The organism is Aminobacter aminovorans (assembly GCF_900445235.1).
Taxonomy (GTDB): domain Bacteria; phylum Pseudomonadota; class Alphaproteobacteria; order Rhizobiales; family Rhizobiaceae; genus Aminobacter; species Aminobacter aminovorans.
Window position 1 is genome coordinate 1,684,570 of sequence record NZ_UFSM01000001.1, and the last position, 24,672, is coordinate 1,709,241.

Genomic DNA, 24,672 nt, shown 5'->3' on the forward strand with positions numbered 1-24,672 from the left:
GACGTGAGATGATGGACGATTGCGTCCGCGCCGCTCATTCGGGAGGAATGGCATGTATCTCGGGCTCGATCTCGGCACGTCAGGCGTCAAGGCGCTGTTGATGGACGCCAACCAGAAGATCATCGGCTCCGGCCATGGTTCGCTCGACGTTTCCAGGCCGCATCATGGCTGGTCCGAACAGGATCCCGCCGACTGGATTCGCGCCGCCGAGGAGGCAATCAGCGAGCTCAAGGCTGTGCATTCCAGGGAAGTCGCCGCCGTGCGCGGCATCGGCCTGTCCGGCCAGATGCATGGCGCGACGCTGCTCGATGCCTCGGGACGGGTGCTGCGCCCTTGCATCCTCTGGAACGACACGCGCAGCTTTGCCGAGGCAGCGGTGCTCGACGCCGATCCGCGCTCCCGCAAAATCACCGGTAACATCGTCTTTCCCGGCTTCACCGCCCCCAAACTCGCCTGGGTGAAGACTAACGAGCCCGAAATCTTCGCCAAGGTGGCGAAGGTCCTGCTGCCCAAGGATTACCTCAGGCTCTGGCTGACGGGCGAATACATCTCCGAAATGTCCGACTCGGCCGGCACGTCCTGGCTCGACGTCGCGGCACGCCGCTGGTCACCGGAGCTGCTCGCCGCCACGGGCCTTGGCACCGAACATATGCCGTCGCTGGTCGAGGGCACCGACAAGGCAGGCACGCTGCGCGGCGAACTGGCTTCGAAATGGGGAATGGGGCCGGGCGTGGTGATATCAGGCGGCGCGGGCGACAATGCCGCATCTGCTTGCGGCATGGGCACGGTCAAGCCGGGCGCTGCCTTCGTGTCGCTCGGAACCTCGGGTGTGCTGTTTGCCGCCAATGGCGCCTACCTGCCCAATCCGGAAAGTGCCGTTCACACCTTCTGCCATGCGCTGCCGCAAGCTTGGCATCAGATGGGCGTCATCCTGTCGGCGACGGATTCGCTCAACTGGCTGAGCACCATCACGGGCAAGGATGCGGGCGAGCTGACTGGCGAACTCGGCGACGAATTGCGCGCCCCCTCTGGTGTGAGCTTCCTGCCTTATCTCTCGGGCGAACGCACCCCGCACAACGATGCGGCGATCCGCGGCTCGTTTACCGGTCTTGCGCATGAGATCGACCGCGCGGGCTTGACCCAGGCCGTGCTCGAGGGCGTCGCCTTCGCCTTCCGTGACAGCCTCGAATCTTTGGCCACGGCCGGAACGTCGCTGACGCGCGTCACCGCCATCGGCGGCGGCTCGCGCTCACGCTACTGGCTGAAGTCGATCGCGACAGCGCTCGGGCTTCCCGTCGACATTCCCGCCGACGGCGATTTCGGCGCTGCCTTCGGCGCTGCGCGCCTCGGCCTCATCGCAGCCGAGGGTGCCGACCCGCATCAGGTCTGCATGCAGCCTGATACGGCCGAAACCATCGAGCCGGTGGCAGCGCTGGCTGGCGCCTATGACCATGCCTACCAGCGTTATCGCAAGCTCTATCCGGCGATCCGGGAGACGATGTGAACGCCGAGCGTGCCAGATCAGCCCGGCACCTTGTCGAGGAAGCCGGTGACGATGCTGAGGCGGCCGTCCTTGAGCGTGGCGAAGTCGCTGCCTTCGATCACGGCTTCCGCGCCTTCAGGGCCAAGGCCCCACGAGAAACGGACGTTGTCGCCGAAGCCGTCGGCCTTGCCCTTCAGCTTGAAGCGGAAGCCGGGGAACTGGCCGTGCACGCCTGCGATCAGCGCGTTGATGCCGTCATGGCCGTCGCCGTGCATGATCGGGTCGCGATAGCTCACGCCTGGGGCGAAGGTGGCTTTGACAAGTCCCTTGCGGACGGCGGCGTCGGTCTCGTTCCAGGCTGCGATATAGGCCTCGGTGATGGCGTTGTAGTCGGTCATTTCTGCTCTCCGTCTGACACGTCTTGGTTTACGCGATCCTTGTCGCAGCAGTGCCGATTGGAACCAATTACGCCTGAGGTAATCGAAATCGGAAATTCTGCGACCGCCCCGTCTGGAGCAGTCATGCGTACTCACTGAAAGGAGTTCTGCCATGAGCACCGGCTATTTCGGCGACATCAAGCCTGTCCGCTACGAAGGCCCCGACAGCAGTAACCCGCTGGCCTATCGTCACTACAATGCCGACGAAGTGGTGCTCGGCAAGCGGCTGGAAGACCATCTGCGCTTCGCCGTCGCCTACTGGCACAGCTTTGCCTGGCCCGGCGGCGACCCGTTCGGCGGCCAGACCTTCGAGCGGCCTTGGTTTGCAAAGACGGGGTCCGGCGAGACGATGGACGATGCCAGGCTGAAGGCCGACGTCGCCTTCGAGTTGTTCTCCTTGCTGGGCGTTCCTTACTACTGTTTCCACGACGCCGACGTGCGACCGGAGGGTGCGACCTTCGCAGAGAGTGCCAAGCGCCTCGACGAGATTGCCGACCATTTCGAAGGCAGGATGGCGAAGACCGGCGTCAAGCTGCTCTGGGGTACGGCGAACCTGTTCTCCAACCGGCGCTTCATGGCGGGGGCTGCGACCAATCCCGATCCGGACGTCTTCGCCTATGCCGCGGCGACGGTAAAGCATTGCATGGACGTCACCAGGCGGCTCAAGGGAGAGAACTATGTCTTGTGGGGCGGTCGCGAGGGCTATGAGACGCTGCTCAACACCGACATGGGCCGCGAGCTCGATCAACTCGGCCGCTTCCTCAACCTCGTCGTCGACTACAAGCACAGAAGCGGCTTCACCGGCGCCATCCTGATCGAGCCGAAGCCGCAGGAGCCGACCAAGCACCAGTACGATTACGACGTTGCCACCGTCTATGGCTTCCTCAGGAAGTACGGGCTGGAGAACGAGGTGAAGGTCAATATCGAGCAGGGCCATGCGATCCTGGCCGGGCATTCCTTCGAGCATGAGCTGGCGACCGCCAATGCGCTCGGCATCTTCGGCTCCATCGACATGAACCGCAACGACTACCAGTCGGGCTGGGACACCGACCAGTTCCCCAACAACGTGCCCGAGATGGCGCTGGCCTATTACCAGGTGCTGCTGGGCGGCGGCTTCAATACGGGCGGCACCAATTTCGATGCCAAGCTGCGCCGCCAGTCGCTCGATCCCGAGGATCTGCTGGTTGCCCATATTGGCGGCATGGATGCATGCGCGCGTGGCCTCAAGGCAGCGGCGAAGATGATCGAGGACAAGGCACTGTCGGCTCCGCTCGACGCGCGCTACGCCGGCTGGACCTCGACTGAAGCCACGGCGATGCTTGCTGGCGAACGCAGCCTCGAACAGATCGCCGCGCGGGTTGTCGCCGAAGGTATCGAGCCGCAGCCGAAGTCAGGCCGGCAGGAATATCTGGAAAACGTCGTCAACCGTTACGTCTGACGGCTTTCGCACGACGATGAACCATGGCGCTGGCCTCCGGACTGGCGCCATTTTTTGTCCACGCTGTCCGATGCCCCGATGCCGTGTTGCTGCTAGAGCGGCGCCTCGAGAGCAGGAGCGACAGCATGGACAAGCGCAACATTTCGGTGCGGCCGGCAAGAACAGCGGACTTCGCCGAGGTAAAGCAGGTGTTGGCCGATACGTTCGAGAGCACCTGGCGGCCGGAGATCACCGAGGCGGCTGCCGAACGCTACCTCTCGTCCGATGTCGGCGGTCATTATGTCGATGAAAACGGCCTTGCCTTCTGGGTCGCGGAAGTCGACGGTCAGGTCGCCGGCATGGTCCACTGGAGCGGCGACTTCATCGAAGCACTGCACGTCTCCGGCAGATTCCAGCGCCTCGGCCTCGGCAGGCTGCTGCTGGCGCGGGCCGAACAGGAGATCGGCAAGGCCGGCTTGCAGAAAGTGCGGCTCGAAACCGATAAGTTCAACCAGCAGAGCCAGGCCTTCTACCGCGCGCTCGGCTATGTCGAGACGGCAAATTATCCCGACGAGGAATGGGACAGCGGGCTGATCACGGTGCTGTTCGAAAAGCCGCTCGGTCGGATGGTGACGGGACAGGAATCGCATGGGTTGAGCCACAGGGCGCAGCTGTACGCCTGCCCCTGAAATGCCTCTTTCTCGCCCTCAAGACGCCAGTCGAATCAGCGACTTACCGCGCCATGAGACGGGAACAAGAGACTTTCATCACACATACCCACGAACCGGCGATCGACGCCCTGCTGAACAGGTCGGAGACAGGTTCGATCGTCGACCGGCTGATGGCATTGCCGCCGTCGCTGGAGCCTGAGCTTTCCGACGAATGGACCCGGGCGGTTGCGTCGCGCCTTGAGGCCATATTGGCCCAGAGCATGCGTTCGCGCATCGACGGCGTCGTCAACCAGGCGGCCTGATCCCGACAGCGTGGTTTGACGAAGCAAGGGCGGTCGGCCATCCTTCTTGCATGATACGCGCGGTGTTGCTCGATCTTTCCGGCGTCGTTTATGACGGCGACACGCCGATCCCAGGCGCGGTCGCGGCCATCGAGCGTCTGCGCGCCGAGGGCCTGCCGATCCGCTTCGTCTCCAACACGACACGCTCGCCGCACCGGGCGATCGTTGCGCAACTGGCAAGCCTCGGCGTTGCCGTCGGTCGCGACGAATTGTTCACGCCGGCGCGTGCGGCTGTCGACTGGCTCAGCCGCCAGGGTTGCGCGCCGCAGCTTCTGGTCCATCCCGACCTCGTGCCCGAATTCGCCGGCAACAAATTCGGCGAGCGAAAGGCCGTGGTGGTCGGGGATGCCGCAGACGCCTTCACCTATGCGGCGATGAACCTCGCTTTCCGCCAACTCATCGACGGTGCCGAGTTTCTCGCGCTTGCGGTCAACCGTACCTTCAAGGACACAGATGGTGGGCTCAGCCTCGATGCGGGCGCCTTCGTCACAGCGCTTGAGTTTGCCGCCGGCAAACAGGCGACGGTGCTGGGCAAGCCCGCGCGGAACTTCTTCCATGCCGCACTGGCCGGGCTGGACTGCCAGCCGGGGCAGGCGGTGATGGTCGGCGACGACGCCGAAAGCGACGTCGCCGGCGCGTTGCGGGCAGGACTTGGCGGCGGGCTTCTGGTGCGGACGGGGAAATATCGCGCCGGTGACGAGAGCCGCCACGCGCCGCATCCGAGCGCTGTCGTCGACGATCTGACGGCAGCGGTCGACTGGATTCTTGCCCGTCGAGGCTAGCCTCTGCGCATCCTCATCGGCGGCGTGCCGAAGGCATGCGAGAAGCTGCGAGAGAACGAGGCGGCCGATGAGAAGCCGGTGCGCTCTGCCACCTCGGCCATGCTGACGCGGGTGTCGACAACCAGCCGGCGCGCGGCGTTCAGCCTGAGCCTGAGATAGTAGGCACCGGGCGTTTCGCCGATCGAGGCGCGAAAGATGCTTTCCAGCGTGCGTGCCGTCACGCCGGCGCGTCTGGCGATCGCGGCGATGGTCAGCGGCTGGTCGACATGCGCTTCCATCAGCCGGATCGCCTGGGCGAGGCGCGGGTCGTAGCCGTCGAGCCGGCCGAGCGAGACCAAGGGCTGCGCGTCGGTCGCGGCGCGCGACTGGTCGTAGATGAAGACGCTGGCGACATCGAGGGCGGTGGCCATGCCAAGGCGCGAGCGCACCAGATGCAGCATCAGGTCGAAGGTGGGGGCGGCACCGCCCGAGGTGAAGACGGGGCCGTCGATGATGTAGCGGTCGGGGCGGACCTCGACCTCGGGGAAGGCTGCGGCGAAATCCTCCATGTCTTCCCAGTGTGTGGTCGCCGTGCGGCCCTCGAGCAGCCCGGCGCGGGCGACGAGCCAGGTGCCGGCCTCGATGCCGCCGACGGCGCGGGCTTGGCGGGCACAGCGCCTGATGCCGCCGAGCAGCTTCGATGTGGTGTAGCCCTGCGTGCCGAAGCCGGCGATGACCATCAGCACGTCGCATGGCGCGTCGGGGTCGAAGGCGCCCGATACCGCCACCGGCAGGCCGCAGGTGGTGATCGCCGGTTCGCCGGTGGCGGACACCAGCCGGAAGTCGAAATGCGTTTCGCCTGAAATGCGGTTGGCGGCGCGCAGCGGATCGATGGTCGAGGCGACGCACATGATCGACGCGCCGGAGAACACCAGCATCGTCACCTTGAGCGGTGAGCGGTCCTCGCGAAAGATTGTCGGCTTTTCGCTTTTTGCCATTTGTCTTTCGTAAAACGCAAAACAAGTCGAGGCAAGCGGCGCGATGATCCCTAACGCATCGGCCCGAAAATCGGCACCGATTTTCGGTAAGCACGATGCGTAGGTTCAAGGTGTTAGAGCGTCCTTTGCGCGTCCGAATGGACGCGCGGCGCTCTAAGTTTCGTATAGGAGGAACTGCGATGCCGCTCGAAATGAACCGCGAGGTTTTCATTACCTGTGCCGTGACCGGGTCCGGCGGCACGCAGGATCGCAGCCATCTGGTGCCGCGTTCGCCCAAGGAGATTGCCGACTCGGCCATCGAGGCGGCCAAGGCCGGTGCTGCCATCGTCCACTGCCATGTCCGCGATCCCGAGACCGGCAAGCCGCGCCGCGATATCCATCTTTACCGCGAGGTGACCGAGCGCATCCGCGCTGCCAATGTCGACGTGGTGCTGAACCTGACCGCCGGCATGGGCGGCGACATGGTGTTTGGCGGTGTCGAGACCCCGCTGCCGCTGCAGCAAGCCGGCACCGACATGGGCGGCGCCACCAACCGCGTCGAGCATGTGCGCCAGTGCCTGCCGGAGATCTGTACGCTCGACTGCGGCACGATGAACTTCGCCGAGGCCGACTATGTCATGACCAACACGCCGGGCATGTTGCGCGCCATGGGCGGCATGATGACCGCGATGGGCGTGAAGCCTGAGATCGAGGCCTTCGACACCGGCCATCTGTGGTTCGCCAAGCAGTTGGTGGAGGAGGGCGTGCTGGCGCCCGACGCGCTGGTGCAACTGTGCATGGGCGTGCCGTGGGGCGCGCCCGACGACCTCAACACCTTCATGGCGATGGTCAACAACGTGCCGAAGAGCTGGACCTTCTCGGCCTTCTCGCTCGGCCGCAACCAGATGGCCTATGCGGCGGCCGCGGTGCTGGCCGGCGGCAATGTGCGCGTCGGCCTCGAGGACAATCTCTGGCTCGACAAGGGCGTACTCGCCACCAATGCGCAACTGGTCGAAAAGGCCGTCACCGTCGTCGAGACCCTCGGCGCGCGGGTGATCGGGCCGCAAGAGGTGCGCAAGAAGCTCAACCTCGTCAAGCGCGCGCCGCTGGCAGCATAACGAGATTTCAGAACGCCGGGAGGGCTTTGTGATGAGCACAATTTCAAAGGCGGCCGCCATCGGCGGCGGGGTGATCGGCGCGGGCTGGGTGGCGCGGCTGCTGCTCAACGGCATCGACGTGTCGATCTTCGATCCCGATCCGGAGGCGTCGCGCAAAGTCGGCGAAGTGATGAAGGGTGCGCGCCGCGCCTACAAGCAGATGGTACCAGGTGGACTGCCTAAGGAAGGCAAGCTGACCTTCGCCAAGACCATCGCCGAAGCGGTCGCCGATGCCGACTTCATCCAGGAAAGCGTGCCCGAACGGCTCGACCTCAAGCACAAGGTGCTGGCCGAGATCGATCTTCATGCGCCAGCCAACGCGATCATCGGTTCGTCCACTTCGGGCATCAAGCCGTCTGACATGCAGGTGGCGATGAAGAAGCATCCTGAAAGGCTGGTCGTCGGCCATCCGTTCAACCCGGTCTACCTCTTGCCCATCGTCGAGATCGTCGGAGGCGCGCAGACCTTCCCCGAGGCGATAGAGGTCGCCAAGGAGATCTATTCGTCGATCGGCATGAAGCCTGTCGTCATCCGCAAGGAGATCGAGGCCTTCGTCGGCGACCGCCTGCTCGAGGCGGCATGGCGCGAGGCGCTGTGGCTGATCAAGGACGGCATCTGCTCGGTCGAGGAACTTGACGACATCATGCGCTACGGCTTCGGCCTGCGCTGGGCCCAGATGGGTATGTTCCAGGTCTATCGGGTCGCCGGCGGAGAGGCCGGCATGCGCCACTTCATGGCTCAGTTCGGGCCGTGCCTGAAATGGCCGTGGACCAAGCTGATGGACGTGCCGGAGTTCAATGACGAGCTTGTCGACCTGATCGCCACCCAGTCGGACGAACAATCCGACAAATGGTCGATCCGCGAGCTGGAAAAGATCCGCGACGACAATCTCGTTGCGATCATGGATGCGCTGTCGAAGCAGAACAAAGGCAAGGGCTGGGGCGCTGGTGCGCTCTACAAGGACTACACGAAACAGCTCGCCGCCCAGGCCAAGCCCAAGGTCTCGAAGGCCGCAGAAAAGGCCAAGGCGAGCAAGCCGGTGAAGAAGGCAGCAAAGGCTGCGAAGAAAGTTGCTGGCAAGAAGGGCTGAGGCGATGCGCGTGGAGGTCGACCCCCACTCCGGTTTGCTGCGCAAACCACCTCTCCCACGTTCGACGGGGGAGAGGAAGGGTGCGACGTCTTCGGCCGCCGCCCCTCTTCACCAACTATCAGGCAAGGGCACCCGGCGCCCCGCTGGCCTTCCTCTCCCTCGGGCAGGGGGAGAGGTGGCGCGCGTAGCGCGACGGAGTGGGGGTGATTCCGCTCCTCTGGCGTGCAAGTCCGGTAACCCGCTGCAATCAAGGGTCTAAGCCATGCATTTCGGTCTGTCCGAGGAACAACAGCTGATCGTCGACACGACGCGCGCCTTCGTCGAGAATGAGCTCTATCCGCATGAGCTGGAGGTTGAACGATCAGGCCATCTCCGTCGCGAGCTGATCGAAGAGATCAAGGCAAAGGCGATATCAGCCGGGCTCTATGCCGCCAACATGCCGGCGGATGTCGGAGGTGCCGGGCTCGATACGCTGACCTGGCTACTCTATGAGAAAGAGCTCGGCCGCGCCAACTACGCACTGCACTGGACCTGCGTGGCGCGCCCGTCCAACATCCTGCTGGCCGGCACGCCCGAGCAGCGCGAGAAGTATCTGTTTCCCTGCATCCGCGGCGAAAAGTCGGACTGTCTCGCAATGACCGAGCCGGGGGCGGGTTCCGACCTCCGCGGCATGAAGGCGTCTGCTGTCCAGGATGGCAGCGACTGGGTGCTCAACGGGACCAAGCATTTCATCTCCCACGCCGACATCGCCGATTTCGCCATCGTCTTCATGGCTTCGGGCGAGGAAGAGACACCACGCGGCAAGCGCAAGAAGATCACCGCGTTTTTCGTCGACAAGGGTGCGCCTGGCTTTACCGTGCGCGACGGCTACCGCAACGTCTCGCATCGCGGCTACACCAATTCGGTGCTGGAGTTCGATGACTGCCGGCTGCCGGCAAGCCAGGTTCTTGGCGAGGTGCACAAGGGCTTCGAGGTTGCCAACAGCTGGCTCGGCGCCACCCGCCTGCAGGTCGGCGCGACCTGCCTCGGCCGTGCCGAACGCGCGCTCGGCCATGCCATCGACTATGCCGCGCAGCGCCAGCAGTTCGGCCAGCAGATCGGCAAGTTCCAGGGCGTGTCGTTCAAGCTTGCCGACATGGCGACCGAGCTCAAGGCGGCCGAGCTGATGGTGATGGAGGCTGGCTGGAAATACGACCAGGGCACGGTCACCGACCAGGACATGGCGATGGCCAAGCTCAAGGCCACCGAGATGCTGGCCTTCGTTGCCGACGAGGCGATCCAGATCCATGGCGGCATGGGCCTGATGGACGACCTGCCGCTCGAGCGCATCTGGCGCGATGCGCGCGTCGAACGCATCTGGGAAGGCACCTCGGAAATCCAGCGCCACATCATTTCGCGCGCGTTACTGAGGGCGGTGGGCGGATGAGCTTGGCGCTGCGCAGGCGGCAATCCGGTTTGACCTTGCTCCTTGTGGGCAAGGTGGCCCGCAGGGCCGGGTGGAGGTGGAAATGAGTAGCTCGACTTTGACCACCTCCACCCCGAAGCCTGGCGGCCGTCTCGAACGCCTGCTGCGCCCCAGATCCATCGCAGTGTTCGGCGGTTCGCAGGCGGCGGCCGTGGTCAGGCAATGCCTGAAGATGGGCTTTGCCGGCGACATCTGGCCGGTGCACCCGACAAAGGCCGAGGTCGAGGGCATCAGAACCTTCCGCTCGGTGGCCGAACTGCCGGCAGCCCCCGATGCCGCCTTTGTCGGTGTCAACCGCTTCCTGACCATCGAAGTGATCGCAGCGCTTGCCGAGCGCGGGGCGGGCGGGGCGATCTGCTTTGCCTCCGGCTTCCTCGAGGCCGGCCACGACGATGCCGATGGCGAGCGGCTGCAGGCCGAGTTGGTGGCGGCCGCCGGTGCGATGCCTGTCATCGGACCCAATTGCTACGGCCTGATCAACTATGCCGACGGCGCGCTTTTGTGGCCAGACCAGCACGGCGGCCAGAGGCTCGCACCTGATCGGCGCGGCGTTGCCATCATCACGCAATCCTCCAACATCGCCTGCAACCTGACGATGCAGAAGCGCGGCCTGCCGGTCGCCTTCCTGATGACGGCCGGCAACCAGGCGCAGACCGGGCTCTCCGAGATGGCGCTGGGCCTGATCGAGGACGAGCGCGTCTCCTGCCTTGGCCTGCATATCGAAGGTTTCGACACCGTCGACGGCTTCGAGAAACTGGCGGCGCGGGCGCGCGAACTGAACAAGCCGATCGTCGCCATGAAGGTCGGCCGCTCCGAGCAGGCGCGCAAGGCGACGATCTCGCACACGGCGTCGCTGGCTGGCTCGGATGCCGCCTCCGATGCCTTCCTCAAACGCCTGGGCATTGCCCGTGTCGACACCATCCCGTCCCTGCTCGAAACGCTGAAGCTGTTGCACGCTGTCGGTCCTCTGCCGGGCTTCACGCTATCGTCGATGAGCTGTTCGGGCGGCGAGGCCTCCGTCATGGCCGACAGCGCCGAAGGCCGGCGGCTGAGCTTTCCGGCGCTTACGCCCGAGCACTATGCGCGGATAAAATCGACGCTCGGCGCCTTCGTTGCGGTCGCCAATCCGCTCGACTACCACACCTTCATCTGGAACGACGAGCCGGCGATGACGGCCACTTTCACCGCCATGGCATCAGGCGGTTTCGACCTCAACATGCTGGTGCTCGATTTCCCGCGTAACGACCGCTGCTCGGATGCCGACTGGTGGCCGACCGTCAGCGCCTTCGAGGCGGCGCTGAAAGCCAATGGCGCGTCTGGTGCGGTGGTTGCATCGATGTCGGAGAACCTGACCGAAGAACACGCCGCCGATCTGTTCGCGCGTGGCATCGTGCCGTTGCAGGGCATAGCGGAGGCGATGGACGCGGCGGAGGCTGCGGCATTCATTGGCGAGGCGTTGGCGAGGCCCGTTGCGGCGGCGGTGGGGCGTGACACTGATGCACCCCGCTCCGGCAACAGGCCAGAGGGGGGCAAGGCGACGCTCGACGAAGCCGCAGCCAAATCCCTGCTGCGCGACGCGGGTCTCGCCGTGCCGGTCGGCCGTCGCGCCGCAAGCGTCGCGGAGGCCATAGCTGTGGCGGAGGCGCTGGGCTATCCCGTTGCGCTCAAGGCGCTCGGCGTCGCCCACAAGAGCGAACTCGGTGCCGTCAGGCTCGACCTGCGGACCGGCGAGGAGGTCGGCGCGGCGGCTTCAGCCCTGTTGCCACTCGGCTTCGGCCTCTATGTCGAAAAGATGGTCTCGGGCGGCGTGGCCGAGCTGATCGTCGGTGTCACCAGCGATCCGCTGTTCGGGCCTGTGATGACCATCGGTACCGGCGGCGTGCTGGTCGAACTGCTCAAGGACAGCGCCACGCTGCTGCTGCCCGCCGCGCGCGGCGAGGTCGAGGCGGCGCTCAAGGGGCTGAAGATGTATCCGTTGCTCCAAGGCTATCGCGGCCGCGCCAGCGCGGATGTCGGTGCCGCGGTCGATGCGATCATCGCCATATCAGGCTTTGCGTTGCATCATGCCGACGCAATCGAGGAACTCGATATCAATCCGCTGATCGTCTGCGGCGAAGGGCAGGGCGCCTGGATTGCGGATGCGCTGCTGGTGACGGCCTAGAGGGAGAGAAGAATGTCCGATGTCGTGAAAACACGTCGCGAGGGTGCGATCCTCGAAGTCACGCTCGACCGGCCCAAGGCCAATGCCATCGACCTCGCTACATCGCGGCTCTTGGGCGAGACCTTCAAGGCCTTCCGCGACGATGACGGCCTGCGCATCGCCATCGTCAAGACCGCGGGGGAGAAGTTCTTCTCGGCCGGCTGGGACCTCAAGGCGGCTGCCAATGGCGATGCGGTCGATGGCGATTACGGCGTCGGCGGCTTCGGCGGGCTGCAGGAACTGCGCGACCTCAACAAGCCTGTCATCGCCTGCGTCAACGGCATGGCTGTCGGCGGCGGCTTCGAGCTGGCGCTGTCCTGCGACCTGATCTACGCCTCCGAGCATTCGAGCTTTGCCTTGCCGGAGATCAAGGCCGGCACGCTGGCCGACGCTGCCACCATCAAGCTGCCCAAGCGCATTCCCTACCATGTGGCGATGGACCTTCTGCTGACCGGGCGCTGGATGGACGTGGCCGAGGCGCATCGCTGGGGCCTGGTCAACGAGGTGCTGCCGGCCGACGGGCTCGAGGACCGTGTATGGGAGATCGCCCGCCTGCTTGCCGGCGGTCCACCGCTGGTCTTCGCCGCCATCAAGGAGGTGGCGCGCGCGGCCGAGGGAACCGGCTTCCAGGAAACGATGAACCGCATCACCAAGCGCCAATTCCCAACGGTCGACGAACTCTACGCCTCGGAGGACAATCTCGAAGGCTTCAAGGCGTTCGCCGAAAAGCGCGATCCGGTGTGGAAGGGGAAGTAGGCCGGCTCGATGACCAACTACGCCAAACTCATCGACGCCGAGACCTGGGCCTTCATCGAGCGGACCAATTCCTACTATCCGCCTGATACCATCGACTACACGATCGCCCAGCAGCGCGAAATCTACGACCGCATGTGCCGCGAGTTTTTCGCCGGTTATCCCGAGGGCGTGTCGGCCGAAACGACTGCCATCGTGGCGCCAGGGCGCGACGTGCCGATCCGCGTCTATCGCCTCGCCGGCAAGGCGCCGGAGGCCGTGGTGCTCTATTTTCATGGTGGGGGCTTCATCCTGGGTGGGCTCGACAGCCATGACGACGTTTGTGCCGAACTCTGCGGTCGCACCGGCTACGAGGTCGTTTCGGTCGACTACCGGCTGGCGCCCGAGCACAAGCATCCGGCTGCCTTCGACGATGCCATGGCCGCTTTCGAATGGGCGGTGGCGAGATACAGTCAGCCCATCATGCTTGCCGGCGACAGCGCCGGCGGCAACATCGCGGCTGCCGCCAGCCACGCGACGCGCGGGCACGCAAGGCGTCCGGTCGGGCAATTGCTGGTCTATCCCGGCCTTGGCGGCGACCGCAGCCAAGGCTCCTATGTCAGCCACGCCGAGGCGCCGATGCTGACCATGCGTGATCTCGAATTCTACAAGCACATCCGCAGCGGCGGCGAGGACCGCACCGGTGACATCACGCTGTCGCCGCTTGCCGACGCCGACTTCGCCAATCTGCCGCCGACAGTCATCATCACGGCCGAATGCGACCCGCTGTCGTCAGACGGCGAGGCCTATGGCCAGCGTATCGTCGCGGCAGGCGGCAAGGCGTTCTGGCACGAGGAGCCGGGGCTGGTGCACGGCTACCTGAGGGCTCGCCACACCGTCACCCGCGCCCGCCAAAGCTTCACCCACATCGTCGATGCGGCGGCCGCGCTGGGGCGAGGCGAGTGGGTGTGGTGATTGGCTTCTTTCTCCCCGTTTACGGGGAGAAGGTGCCGGCAGGCGGATGAGGGGCGGCACTAACCGATCGAAGTTCTGCGCTGCCCCTCACCCGACCGCTACGCGGCCACCCTCTCCCCGTAAACGGGGCGAGGGAAGGGGCCCGCTGCTTAATTCCCGGCGCTTGCCATCCTGCGTCCGCCGATTGCCTTTTCCAGCCAGCCGATCTCCATCTCAGGCACCGACGACAGCAGCAGGTCGGTGTAATCGTCGAAGGGCGGCTTCAGCACGTCCGATTTCGGCCCGTAGCGGACCATCTCGCCGCGATACATGACAGCGATGGAGTCGGCGATGGACTTCACCGTCGCCAAATCGTGGGTGATGAACAGATAGGCGACACCTTCCTCGGCCTGTAGCCCGAGCAGCAGCTTGAGGATGCCGTTGGCGACCAGCGGATCGAGCGCGCTCGTCACCTCGTCGCAGATGATCAGTCTCGGTTTGGCGGCAAGCGCACGGGCAATGCAGACGCGTTGTTTCTGACCGCCGGAAAGCTCCGCCGGGTAGCGATCGATGAAACCGCGCCCCATCTCGATCTTGTCCAGCAGTTCGGCGACCCTGGTATCGCGCTCCTTGCCACCCATGCCGAAATAGAACTCCAGCGGACGGCCGATGATGGTGCCCACGGTCTGGCGTGGGTTCATTGCCACATCGGCCATCTGGTAGATCATCTGCAGTTCGCGCAGGTCGTCGCGGCTGCGGTCGGCGAGGCGGTTGCCGAGCGTGCGTCCGGCAAAGGTGATGCTGCCTTCTTCGGGCGGCAAAAGGCCGGTTATGGCGCGGGCCAGCGTCGACTTGCCCGAACCGGACTCGCCCACGACGGCGAGCGTCTGACCGGGCAGGATGTCGACCGAGACGTTCTTGAGCACCTTGATCTTGCCGCCGCCATAGGCGGCCGTCACGTTCCGGACCGAAAGGAACGGCGCGGCGCCGGGCTTCTTTTCCTCGTGCTCGATCTCATGCACGGAGACCAGCGCCGAGGTGTATTCCTGCCGCGGCTCCTTGATGATCTGGCGCGTTCCGCCCCACTCGACCAGCTTGCCATGGCGCAGCACCATGATCTCGTCAGAGACCTGGGCGACGACGGCGAGGTCGTGACTGATGTAGAGCGCGGCCACACCTGTATCGCGGATCGCGTCCTTGATGGCGGCGAGCACGTCGATCTGGGTGGTGACGTCGAGGGCGGTCGTCGGTTCGTCGAAGACGATCAGGTCGGGCTCGGAGCACAAGGCCATGGCCGTCATGACGCGCTGCAACTGGCCGCCCGAGACCTGGTGGGGGAAGCGCTTGCCGATGTTCTCGGGATCGGGAAGGCTGAGTTTCTTGAACAGCGCCACGGCGCGCCGTTCCGCCTCGGCGCGGCTCGCCACGCCGTGCAGGATCGAGGCTTCGACGACCTGGTCCATCAGCCGGTGCGCCGGGTTGAAGGCGGCCGCCGCCGACTGCGCGACATAGCAGACCTCGCGCCCTCGCAAAGCGCGGATGCCTTGCGTGCCGCCTTTGCGGATGTCGCGGCCGTTGAGCATGATCTCGCCGCCGGTGATCTTCACGCCACCGCGGCCATAGGCCATGGAGGACAAGCCGATTGTCGACTTGCCGGCGCCGGATTCGCCGATCAGGCCGAGTACCTTGCCTTTCTCGAGCGTCAGCGACACGTCGTGCACGAGCGTTACCGTGCGCGGCGCTTCGCCGGGCGGGTAGACCTTGGCCTCGATCCTGAGGTTGCGGATGTCGAGCAGCGGTCCGGAACCATGAACGGGTGCCTTAGCCATTGCCACGCCCTCCCTTGAGATCGGTGGTGCGGTTGAGCACCCAGTCGGCGACGAGGTTGACGGAGATGGCGAGCGCTGCGATCGCGGCGGCCGGGATCAGTGCGGCCGGGATGCCGAAGACGATGCCGTCCTTGTTTTCCTTGACCATGCCACCCCAGTCGGCATCTGGCGGTTGCACGCCGAGGCCAAGGAAGGACAGTGCCGACAGGAACAGCACGGCATAGATGAAGCGCAGGCCGAGTTCGGAGATCAGCGGCGACAGGGCATTGGGCAAGATCTCGCGGAAAATGATCCAGCCCTTGCCTTCGCCGCGCAGCTTGGCCGCCTCGACGAAATCCATGACGTTGATATCGACGGCTACCGCCCGCGACAGGCGATAGACGCGGGTGGCGTCGAGGATGCCCATGACCAGGATCAGCGTCACCACTGTCGACGGCAACACCGACAGCACGACGAGTGCGAAGATCAGCGTCGGGATTGCCATCAAGAGATCGACGAAGCGCGACATGCCGGTGTCGAGCCAGCCGCCGACGACGGCTGCGGTGAAGCCGAGGATCGCGCCGAGCGAAAACGACAGTGCGGTTGCCATCACGGCGATGAAGATCGTCGTGCGCGCACCGAAGATCATGCGCGAGAGCAGGTCGCGGCCAAGATTGTCGGTGCCGAGCAGGAACTGCGACGACATTGGTGCCCAGACGTCGCCAACGATCTCGCCCAGGCCGTAGGGTGCGATCAGCGGCGCGAAGATCGCCGCGATCAGGAACAATGCGGTCAGTACCAGCCCGATCGCGGCGCCGAGTGGAATATTCTTCAGGTCAAGCATGGCGCGCCCTCACTTCGGATGCCTGAGGCGCGGATTGGCCACGATGGCTGCAATGTCGGCGATGATGTTGAGGCCGATATAGACGGCAGCGAAGATCAGCCCGACCGCCTGCACCACCGGCACGTCGCGCTTGGCGACATGATCGACCAGATATTGCCCCATGCCGGGATAGACGAAGATCACCTCGATGACGACGACGCCGACGATGAGGAAGGCGAGGTTGAGCATGACGACGTTGATCACAGGGGCGATCGCATTGGGGAAGGCGTGCTTGCGGATGATCTCGAAGGGCGACAGGCCCTTGAGCTCGGCGGTCTCGATATAGGCAGACTGCATGACGTTGAGGATCGCCGCACGCGTCATGCGCATCATGTGGGCCAGCACCACAAGTGTCAGGGCCGTTGCCGGCAGGGCGATCGCCCGCATCCGCTCGAGGAACGGCATGCCGTCATAGACGGTGGAGATGCCGGGAAAGATCTGCCATTTCACCGCGAAGAAATAGACGAGCAGGTAGCCGACGAAGAACTCTGGCAGCGAGGTCGAGGCCAGCGCCAGGCCGGAGATGGTCTTGTCGATCCAGCCATTGCGGTAGCGCACGGCGAGCAGGCCGAGGATGATGGCCAGCGGGATCGACACGATCGCCGCCCAGAAGGCGAGGAACAGCGTGTTCCACAGCCGCCCGCCGATGGCTGTGGCGATATCCTGCCGGCTCGAAAGTGCGGTGCCGAGGTCGCCGGTCAAGACGCCGCCGAGCCAGCGGAAATACCTGACATAGGCAGGCGCGTTGAGACCAAGTTCCTCGCGCAGGTTGGCGAGCGCCTGCGGTGTGGCCGACTGGCCGAGAATGGATTGGGCGACGTCGCCGGGCAGGATCTGGGTGCCGGCGAAGATCAGGACCGAAACGGCCAGGAGCAGCAGAAGGCCCAGCGCAATGCGCTGGGCTATCAGTTTCAGGATCGGATTGGACATGCGCTCAATGCCTTTGTCAGGCGTTGAGCCAGCACTTGGACAGTGCGTAGCCGCCCATCATCTCCTGGTTGCCGTCATCGACCCAACCGCCGACCTTGGCGCTGGTGGCGTCGATGAAGTCGTTGAACATCGGCGTGATGACGCCGCCTTCGTCGCGCACGATCTGGCCCATGTCGGCATAGATCTTCTTGCGCTTCTCCGGATCGAGTTCCGAACGGGCGGCAAACAGCATCTTGTCGAAGTCCTCGCGCTGGAAGCGCGTGTCGTTCCACTCGGCCTTCGAATAATAGGCGGTCGAATACATCTGGTCCTGGGTCGGGCGGCCGCCCCAGTAGGAGGCCGAGAAGGGCTGCTTGTTCCAGACTTCCGACCAGTAGCCGTCGCCGGGTTCGCGCTTGACCTCGAGCGTGATACCCGCCTTGGCGGCACTCTGCTGGTAGAGCTGGGCGGCGTCGACGGCACCGGGGAAGGCGACGTCGGAGGTGCGCAGCAACACCGAACCGGAATGTCCCGACTTCTTGTAGTGGAAGGCGGCTTTTTCCGGATCGAACTTGCGCTGTTCCATTTCGGTGAACAGCGGATAGGCCTTGTTGATCGGCGTGTCGTTTCCGACCGAGCCATATCCCATCAGGATCTTCTGCAGCATCTCCTCGCGGTCGAGCGCATATTTCAACGCCAGCCGGAGATCGTTATTGTCGAAGGGAGCGGTGTTGCAGTGGGCAATGAAGACATAGTGGCCGCGGCCGGCGACGTTGCGGATGACCACGCCGGGCACGCGCTTGATCAACTCGACGATCTTCGGCTCGACGCGGTTGATGATGTCGACCTGGCCGCCCTGGAGTGCCGATGTACGCGCCGTGGCATCATTGATGACGATGATCTCGATCTGGTCGGCAAAGCCGCGGTCGTCGCGCCAGTAGTTGGCGAACTTCTCACCGCCGAGGCGCACGCCGGCTTCGTTGACCGTGACCTTGTAGGGGCCTGTGCCGATGCCGGCATCTGGCTTGTCCTTGCCGCCATTGGGCTGGATCATCAGATGGTAGTCGTCGAGCAGGAACGGTAGGTCGGCGTTGGCGTCCTTGAGTTCGAAGACGACGTTCTGGCCGTCGGCCTTGACCGAGGCGATGCCGCCCATCAGGCCGAGCGCGCCGGACTTTGCCTTCTCGTCGGAGTGGCGCTCGATGGTGGCGACGACGTCTGCCGGCGTCATCTCCTGGCCGTTGTGGAACTGCACGCCCTTGCGGATCTTGAAGGTCCAGGTCTTGGCGTCGTCGGAAGCCCCCCACTCCTCGGCCAGCGCCGGCTTGGGCTCGCCCTCAGCCGAGATCTGCACCAACTGCTCGCCCCACTGGCGACCGAAGAAATAGGGCACCTGGCTCGACCAGGATGCAGGGTCGAGGCTGTCGGTGGCTGCACCACCCTGCATGCCGGCGCGCAGGATGCCGCCCTTGACGGGCCCTTCGGCCCTGGCGGCGCTGGCCAGCAACGAGTTTGCGAAAGTTGCCGCGACGCCCAGGGCCGCAGCGCGGCCCAGGAAATCGCGACGGTTCAATTTGCCCGCAGCGACTCGGCGGCTCAGATATTCCAGTTCATTCGACATTGGAAAGGCTCCTCACTCTGGCGGTCGTTATTGCTCGACTTCTGGTGGCAATATTGACCGTAACGTAAGGGCATCAGCAAGGCCGAATGCGACATCGAGTGGCGCAATCTCCATGTCGCATTTGGACTAAGCCGCTTTCGCGTCAGATGTGGTCGCGCGCGATGATTTCGTCGAAATCGCGCTCGAAGACGAGCTTGTCGCCTTCATAAGCCTCGATCCGACCAGTCAACTGGAAGTTTTGGCGATCGGAGCGCATTGTCGTGAAAGTTTCCGTCCGGATCGCCCAGTCGTTTCTCGACAAAGTCTGTGTCCAGTGGGTCTCGCCATGGGCAGAAAGCGGGTCGGACCGGTCGATTGTCCAGTGCTCGCGCGCGACATCGCCGATGACAAGGCCGTGGTCGGAATCGCGGATTTCGCCGAAGTCGTCGACGATGTTCAAGGTCACCGTGCCGTCGATGCGTTCGACCGTGCGGCTGTTCGAGCTTTCGCGCAGCGTCTCGGTCTGCCAGGGCGTGGCGCCTTCGGGCTCTTCGAATCTCCACTCTTCGCCATCGCCCGATGGACGCACCGGCAGCTCGATCGCGCCGCCATGCAGCGTCAGCGTCACTTCCTCCGGCGATGGCCAGACCAGCGGCCAGTAGGTCGAGGAAATGGCGACACGCAGCCTATTGCCCGGCAGCACGCGGTACGCAATATCGTCGAGCTTGACGGTGATCTCCATCGTCTCGCCTGGCACAACGTCGTGGGGGAATTCGTGGCCGTTGCGGTGGCAGAGGTTGAGCACGCCATAGGTGATGCGCGTCGAGGCGCCGTCAGGCTGGACATCGCAAAGGCGCACCGCGACCATCGCCCGCCGGCGATCGGCGGCGAGCTTGAGCCGGATGACAGGCGCTCCGACGATGTCGAGCGGCGCGTCGAGCGTGGCACCGTCGAAACATGCGGATTTGCCGTCGTCGATGCGTTGGTCACCGGGTAGTTCGGGCCCGAGCCAGATGGCGCAATATTCGCCACCATCCATGCCGCAGTCCTGCGGTGAGTTGATTGTCAGCTTCTCCGTCAGCGTAGCTGTTTCCGACAGTTGCCCATTCGCGCCAAGCCTGAGTTGCCTGGCCTGGATACCAGGCGTTGGCCATTGCTGTTCCGCAATCCAGCGGCCCGGTCGTTCAAGATACCAGTCGCGTGGCGGCTCGGAATCCATGACGTAGAGCCGCATCGCCGGATCGCCTTCAACGCCGGTGTCGATGCCCTTGAGCCAGTGGTCCCACCAGCGTAGCGCCTCCTGCAGGAAGCCGATGGCCGGTTTGGGTACGGCGAAATGCGGGTATTTGTGAATCCAGGGGCCGACGATGCCCTTGACCGGCGCCTTCACGCCCTCGACCAAGCGGGACACCGCATTCTTGTAGGCGTCGCCCCAGCCGCCGATTGCCAGCACCGCCGCCTTGATCGTGGAAAAATCCTCATTGACCGAGCCGCGCTTCCAGTAGGCGTCGCGGGTCTGGTGCCTGAGCCAGACCGCCGGCAGGAACGGCTCGTGCTCAAGCCGGTCGAGCCACATGTCGCGCCACTTTTCGCCGACCAGCGCCGGATCCGGCGGCCTGGAGGAGTAGGACAGCATTGTCGCTCCCCAGCCCATGTTCTCGTTCAACAGCAGGCCGCCCTTGTAGTGGATGTCGTCGGCGTAGCGGTCGTCGGTCGAGCACAAGGTGATGATGGCCTTCAGCGCCTTGGGCTGTTTCGCCGCCACCTGCAGGCCGTTGAAGCCGCCCCAGGAGATGCCCATCATGCCGACCTTGCCGCTGCACCATGGCTGCGCCGCTGCCCATGCGATGACGTCGCATGCGTCCTGCCATTCCTGCTCGGTATACTCGTCGTCCATCAGCCCTTCGGAATCGCCGTTGCCGCGCATGTCGACGCGGATCGAGGCGTAGCCATGGCCGGCGAAATAGGGATGGGTCAGGCAGTCGCGCGTCGTCGTGCCGTCGCGCTTGCGGTAGGGCAGGTGCTCGAGGATGGCCGGCACCGGGTCCTGGTCGGCATCAGCCGGCATCCACACCCGCGCCGACAGGCGCGTGCCGTCGGGCATGATGATGCCCATGTCAGGGAATTCGACGATGTCGCGCGGAAAATCGATGATGGTCTTCATGCTTGGCTCCCTGCGCCATCCTACAGCGCCGCGCGTCCCTGCGGACGCGCAAAGGACGCTGTAGCGCTTAAGTCTGTGCATGATCCTTGGCCGAAAATCGACTTCGATTTTCGAGGTCATGCACTTGGCGACAGGTTGCCAAACGCAAAGTCTGTGGCATGAGCCAGCGAGCGGATTTCTCTGGCCTGTTCGCGTCAGTTCAGCGGGATGTCGTTGTCTGATTTGCTGGCCTGGTAGGTCTCCGACATTTCGTCGTAGCGCCTCGAGATCTTTGCGACGCGCTCCTCCAACCGCTTTCGGTCGGCCTCGGGCAGTTCGCGCACCAGCTTGCGCAGCGAATAGCTCTTCCAGTAGGCGTTTTCGGCGTTGTAGCCGCCGGGCTCCAGCGTGAAGACCTCTTTCAGGATCTTGAGGTCATGCGGGATGGCGAAGCTGTCGCGCGAATCCTCGTGGCTGAACAGATAATAGAAATTGTCGAAGCCGGCCCAGGTGATCGCCGACAGGCACAACGAGCAGGGCTCGTGGGTCGACAGGAAGATCAGGTCCTTGGTGTCGGCGCGGGTGGCCCTGGGCATTTCGTAGAAGCGCTTCAGGCAGTGCATCTCGCCGTGCCAGAGCGGATTTTCGAGCTCATTGTTGGTCTCGGCCAGCACCAGCGAGCGGTCGTCCTTGGCAAGCAGGGCTGCACCGAACAGCTTGTTGCCCTTCGTCACGCCTGCGGCGGTCTTGGGCATGATGTCGTGTTCGATGACGTCGAAGAGACGTTCGATGAGCGAGAGTTCGGCCATATGTCAGAAGCCTTCCGGGAGGACGATTTCATAAGGGTGCGAGAAATGGAATTCCTCGAGATTGGGGCCTGTGCCGCCCCGGTCGACGACGACGAAGTCCTGGTTCTCGCCGATCGGCGTCAGCACCCCATGCCAGAGGTTGCGTGGGTAGTTGACGCCCTGACCGGGCGAACTGATGAAGGCATATGGCTCGCCCGGACCGTCGCCGATGTCGTGGCAGACGACGACGAGATAAGGGCGCTGGGTGAGTGGAATGAAGGCCTGGCTACCAAAGGGATGGCGTTCGACCATCGAGAGCTTCAGCGGGAAATCGTAGGGCGTTCCCTTGAAGATGTTGATGATGACGTGGCCATCGGGGCCGGCAGCCTCGGCGCGGGCGAGCGCATGGTAGCGCTCGCATTTGCCAGCGTTGATCGGGTAGTGCGTGTCGCAGTTGGTGTCGATCACCTCGCCGAACTCGGCGAAGTTCTCCCGCGTCAGCGGCTTGGCGACGATCCGCTTCATCTCACCCGACATGGCTTCAGTCCTCAGCGGCGGCGCGTGGCGTTGAAGGCGCCGAGCTGCATGTGGCGGTTGACGTCCTTGTAGAGCAGGTAGCGGAACTTGCCGGGACCACCGGCATAGCAGGCCTGCGGGCAGAAGGCGCGCAGCCACATGAAGTCGCCTGCTTCAACCTCGACCCAGTCGTTATTCAGCCGGTAGACCGCCTTGCCTTCGAGCACGTAGAGGCCGTGCTCCATGACGTGGGTCTCGGGGAACGGGATGATGCCGCCCGGTTCGAAGGTCACGATCGTGACATGCATGTCGTGGCGCAGGTCGTTGGGATCGACGAAGCGTGTGGTCGCCCAGGTGCCGTTGGTGTCGGGCATCGGGTTGGGTGCGATGTCGTTGTCGTTGAGGAACAGCGGCTCGGGCGCGTCGAGGCCTTCGACATATTCATAGGCCTTGCGGATCCAGTGGAAACGCGTGGTCTCCGAGCCTGCGTTGCGCATCGTCCAGGCGCTTGCCGGCGGCAGGTAGGCATAGCCGCCCGGCGTCAGCACATGGCTTTTGCCCGCAATCGTGACCGTCACTTCGCCTTCGACGACGAAGAACACACCCTCGGCGCCCGCGTCCGGCTCCGGCCGATCGCTGCCGCCGCCAGGTTGCACTTCCATGATGTATTGCGAGAAGGTCTCGGCGAAGCCCGAGAGCGGTCGCGCAATGACCCAGACCCGCGTCTTGTCCCAGTGGGGCAGGAAGCTGGTGACGATGTCCGAAAACTCGCGCTTCGGGATCACCGCATAGGCTTCGGTGAAGACGGCGCGGTCGGTGATCAGGTCTGTCTGGGGCGGCAAGCCGCCTTTCGGAGCGTAGTAGGAGCGGTTGGCCATGGTCTCTTAGCTTGGAAGGAGGTCGTGAAGTCGATACCAGGCGATGCGTTCCACCTGCTTGCAGGCGGTCAGGAATTCCTGGTCGCGGTTGTTGGCGATGCGGGTCTCGAATGCCTTGAGGATGCTCGCCTTGTCATTGTCGCGCACGGCGATGATGAAGGGGAAGCCGAATTTCTCCACATAGGTCGTGTTGAGCTCGGTGAAGCGGGCGCGCTCGGCGTCGGTCAGCGCGTCGAGACCGGCGGAGGCCTGTTCCTTCGTCGATTCCTCGGTCAGGCGTCTGGCCTGAGCCAGCTTGCCGGCGAGATCGGGGTGGGCAGTCAGCACGCCGAGGCGCTCCGTCTCGCTCGCCGAGCGGAAGGCGCGGGAAAGCGCATTGTGCAGGCCGCCGGCGCTGTCATGCGCTGGGCCGAGCTCGAATTCGAAGGCGCGTTCGGCGATCCAGGGCGAATGCTCGAAGATCGAGCCGAAGCGCTGGACGAATTCGTCGCGGGCCATGCGCGAGGGGCGCAGCGCCTGCGGCTGGTAAGGATGGGTATCGCGCCAATGCTGGGCGATGTCCTGGCGGCGGGCCAGCCAGACCTTGTCGTGACCCTGCACATAGTCGATGAAGCGGCGCAGCGCCTCGGCGCGGCCGGGGCGACCGACGAGACGGCAGTGCAGGCCGATGCTCATCATGCGCGGCCGGCCATCAGCACCTTCGCGGTACAGTGTGTCGAAGCTGTCCTTGAGATAGGCGTAGAACTGATCGCCCGAGTTGAAGCCCTGGGCTGTGGCAAAACGCATGTCGTTAGCGTCGAGTGTGTAGGGGATGACGAGTTGAGGAGGAATCGCATTGCCGTGGCCGTCATGGTCGAGCCAGTAGGGCAACTCGTCGTCATAGGTATCGGAAATCCACTCAAAGCCACCTTCGGCAGCGGCAAGCCGCACCGAATAGACAGAAGTACGACCGAGATAGAGGCCCTTGGGGCGTTCGCCGACGACTTCGGTGTGGAGGCGGATGGCTTCGATCAGGTCGGCGCGTTCGTCGGCTTCCGCATGATCGCGATAGTCGATCCAGCGCAGGCCGTGAGAGGCGATCTCCCAGTCTGCGTCCTGCATCGCAGCGACATGGTCGGGTGAACGTGCAAGGGCGGTCGCCACGCCATAGACGGTAACAGGCACATTGGCTTCGGTGAACATGCGGTGGAGCCGCCAGAAGCCGGCGCGGGCGCCGTATTCGTAGATCGATTCCATGTTCCAGTGGCGCTTGCCGGGCCATTGTGCCGCGCCGACCACCTCCGACAGGAACGCTTCCGAAGCGGCATCGCCATGCAGGATGTTGTTTTCGCCGCCCTCTTCGTAGTTGACCACGAATTGCACGCAAACATTCGCGTTGCCAGGCCATTGCGGGTGGGGTGGGTTTGCGCCGTAGCCGCGCATATCTCTTACGTAACGCATGTTCCCTCAAAACCGGATTCTT

The 24,672-nt window shown here is 64.3% G+C and carries 22 protein-coding genes; 11 read left to right on the forward strand and 11 right to left on the reverse strand.

Annotated elements, in window-relative coordinates:
• Positions 1-52 precede the first annotated feature (52 nt).
• On the forward strand, positions 53-1,504 hold the full coding sequence (xylB, locus tag DY201_RS08315; protein WP_115730784.1) for a xylulokinase: 1,452 nt from the start codon (positions 53-55) through the stop codon (positions 1,502-1,504).
• 17 nt (positions 1,505-1,521) lie between these two features.
• On the opposite strand, the gene DY201_RS08320 is transcribed toward xylB, so the two are convergent.
• Positions 1,522-1,881 (reverse strand): nuclear transport factor 2 family protein, encoded by a 360-nt coding sequence (locus DY201_RS08320; protein ID WP_115730785.1) that lies wholly within the window; start codon positions 1,879-1,881, stop codon positions 1,522-1,524.
• Positions 1,882-2,032: 151 nt separating this feature from the next.
• Between DY201_RS08320 and xylA the strand changes: the two genes are divergently transcribed.
• From xylA to DY201_RS08340, 4 genes are all read left to right on the forward strand, one after another.
• Positions 2,033-3,358: a xylose isomerase gene (gene xylA, locus DY201_RS08325; RefSeq protein WP_115730786.1), complete on the forward strand. Its 1,326-nt coding sequence runs from the start codon at positions 2,033-2,035 to the stop codon at positions 3,356-3,358.
• A gap of 125 nt (positions 3,359-3,483) precedes the next feature.
• On the forward strand, positions 3,484-4,026 hold the full coding sequence (locus tag DY201_RS08330; protein WP_115733673.1) for a GNAT family N-acetyltransferase: 543 nt from the start codon (positions 3,484-3,486) through the stop codon (positions 4,024-4,026).
• Between the two features lie 53 nt (positions 4,027-4,079).
• Positions 4,080-4,310 (forward strand): hypothetical protein, encoded by a 231-nt coding sequence (locus DY201_RS08335; protein WP_115730787.1) that lies wholly within the window; start codon positions 4,080-4,082, stop codon positions 4,308-4,310.
• Positions 4,311-4,372: 62 nt separating this feature from the next.
• Positions 4,373-5,131, forward strand: coding sequence for a TIGR01458 family HAD-type hydrolase (locus DY201_RS08340; RefSeq protein ID WP_342635174.1), 759 nt, complete (start codon positions 4,373-4,375; stop codon positions 5,129-5,131).
• Here the strand turns inward: DY201_RS08340 and DY201_RS08345 are convergent.
• On the reverse strand, positions 5,128-6,108 hold the full coding sequence (locus tag DY201_RS08345) for a GlxA family transcriptional regulator (protein ID WP_115730789.1): 981 nt from the start codon (positions 6,106-6,108) through the stop codon (positions 5,128-5,130). The two genes, DY201_RS08340 and DY201_RS08345, sit on opposite strands and share 4 nt — an antisense overlap.
• A 179-nt stretch (positions 6,109-6,287) precedes the next feature.
• Between DY201_RS08345 and bcoG the strand changes: the two genes are divergently transcribed.
• The 6 genes from bcoG (at position 6,288) to DY201_RS08375 (ending at position 13,706) form a co-directional block, all read left to right on the forward strand.
• Positions 6,288-7,205 carry a 3-dehydrocarnitine:acetyl-CoA trimethylamine transferase BcoG gene (gene bcoG, locus DY201_RS08350; RefSeq protein WP_115730790.1) on the forward strand — a complete coding sequence of 306 codons (918 nt, stop codon included), beginning with the start codon at positions 6,288-6,290 and terminating at the stop codon, positions 7,203-7,205.
• Between the two features lie 31 nt (positions 7,206-7,236).
• The gene (locus tag DY201_RS08355; RefSeq protein ID WP_115730791.1) at positions 7,237-8,334 is read left to right on the forward strand and encodes a carnitine 3-dehydrogenase; all 1,098 of its coding nucleotides are present in this window, start codon (positions 7,237-7,239) and stop codon (positions 8,332-8,334) included.
• Between the two features lie 262 nt (positions 8,335-8,596).
• Positions 8,597-9,760, forward strand: a complete 1,164-nt coding sequence (locus tag DY201_RS08360) for an acyl-CoA dehydrogenase family protein (protein ID WP_115730792.1) — start codon at positions 8,597-8,599, stop codon at positions 9,758-9,760.
• 82 nt (positions 9,761-9,842) lie between these two features.
• Positions 9,843-11,960 (forward strand): acetate--CoA ligase family protein, encoded by a 2,118-nt coding sequence (locus DY201_RS08365; protein WP_115730793.1) that lies wholly within the window; start codon positions 9,843-9,845, stop codon positions 11,958-11,960.
• 12 nt (positions 11,961-11,972) lie between these two features.
• Positions 11,973-12,755 carry a carnitinyl-CoA dehydratase gene (locus DY201_RS08370; RefSeq protein ID WP_115730794.1) on the forward strand — a complete coding sequence of 261 codons (783 nt, stop codon included), beginning with the start codon at positions 11,973-11,975 and terminating at the stop codon, positions 12,753-12,755.
• 9 nt (positions 12,756-12,764) lie between these two features.
• Positions 12,765-13,706: an alpha/beta hydrolase gene (locus DY201_RS08375; protein ID WP_115730795.1), complete on the forward strand. Its 942-nt coding sequence runs from the start codon at positions 12,765-12,767 to the stop codon at positions 13,704-13,706.
• Positions 13,707-13,855: 149 nt separating this feature from the next.
• Here DY201_RS08375 and DY201_RS08380 read toward each other — a convergent pair whose 3' ends face one another.
• The 9 genes from DY201_RS08380 to puuE all read right to left on the reverse strand — a co-directional run bounded on the left by DY201_RS08380 (position 13,856) and on the right by puuE (position 24,650).
• Positions 13,856-15,514, reverse strand: a complete 1,659-nt coding sequence (locus DY201_RS08380) for an ABC transporter ATP-binding protein (RefSeq protein WP_115730796.1) — start codon at positions 15,512-15,514, stop codon at positions 13,856-13,858.
• The gene (locus DY201_RS08385) at positions 15,507-16,337 is read right to left on the reverse strand and encodes an ABC transporter permease (protein WP_115730797.1); all 831 of its coding nucleotides are present in this window, start codon (positions 16,335-16,337) and stop codon (positions 15,507-15,509) included. Before DY201_RS08385 ends, DY201_RS08380 begins: the two co-directional genes overlap by 8 nt.
• Positions 16,338-16,346: 9 nt before the next feature.
• The gene (locus tag DY201_RS08390; RefSeq protein ID WP_115730798.1) at positions 16,347-17,306 is read right to left on the reverse strand and encodes an ABC transporter permease; all 960 of its coding nucleotides are present in this window, start codon (positions 17,304-17,306) and stop codon (positions 16,347-16,349) included.
• Positions 17,307-17,322: 16 nt separating this feature from the next.
• Positions 17,323-18,906, reverse strand: coding sequence for an ABC transporter substrate-binding protein (locus DY201_RS08395; RefSeq protein WP_115730799.1), 1,584 nt, complete (start codon positions 18,904-18,906; stop codon positions 17,323-17,325).
• 142 nt (positions 18,907-19,048) lie between these two features.
• A complete protein-coding gene (locus DY201_RS08400; RefSeq protein WP_115730800.1) occupies positions 19,049-21,049 on the reverse strand; it encodes a CocE/NonD family hydrolase in 2,001 nt (666 codons plus the stop codon).
• Between the two features lie 194 nt (positions 21,050-21,243).
• The gene (locus tag DY201_RS08405; protein ID WP_115730801.1) at positions 21,244-21,837 is read right to left on the reverse strand and encodes a nucleoside deaminase; all 594 of its coding nucleotides are present in this window, start codon (positions 21,835-21,837) and stop codon (positions 21,244-21,246) included.
• A 3-nt stretch (positions 21,838-21,840) separates the two neighbouring features.
• A complete protein-coding gene (locus tag DY201_RS08410) occupies positions 21,841-22,341 on the reverse strand; it encodes an ureidoglycolate lyase (protein WP_115733674.1) in 501 nt (166 codons plus the stop codon).
• A 23-nt stretch (positions 22,342-22,364) separates the two neighbouring features.
• Positions 22,365-23,210 carry a bifunctional allantoicase/(S)-ureidoglycine aminohydrolase gene (locus DY201_RS08415; protein WP_115730802.1) on the reverse strand — a complete coding sequence of 282 codons (846 nt, stop codon included), beginning with the start codon at positions 23,208-23,210 and terminating at the stop codon, positions 22,365-22,367.
• Positions 23,211-23,216: 6 nt separating this feature from the next.
• The gene (gene puuE / locus DY201_RS08420; RefSeq protein WP_115730803.1) at positions 23,217-24,650 is read right to left on the reverse strand and encodes an allantoinase PuuE; all 1,434 of its coding nucleotides are present in this window, start codon (positions 24,648-24,650) and stop codon (positions 23,217-23,219) included.
• Between the last annotated feature and the right edge of the window lie 22 nt (positions 24,651-24,672).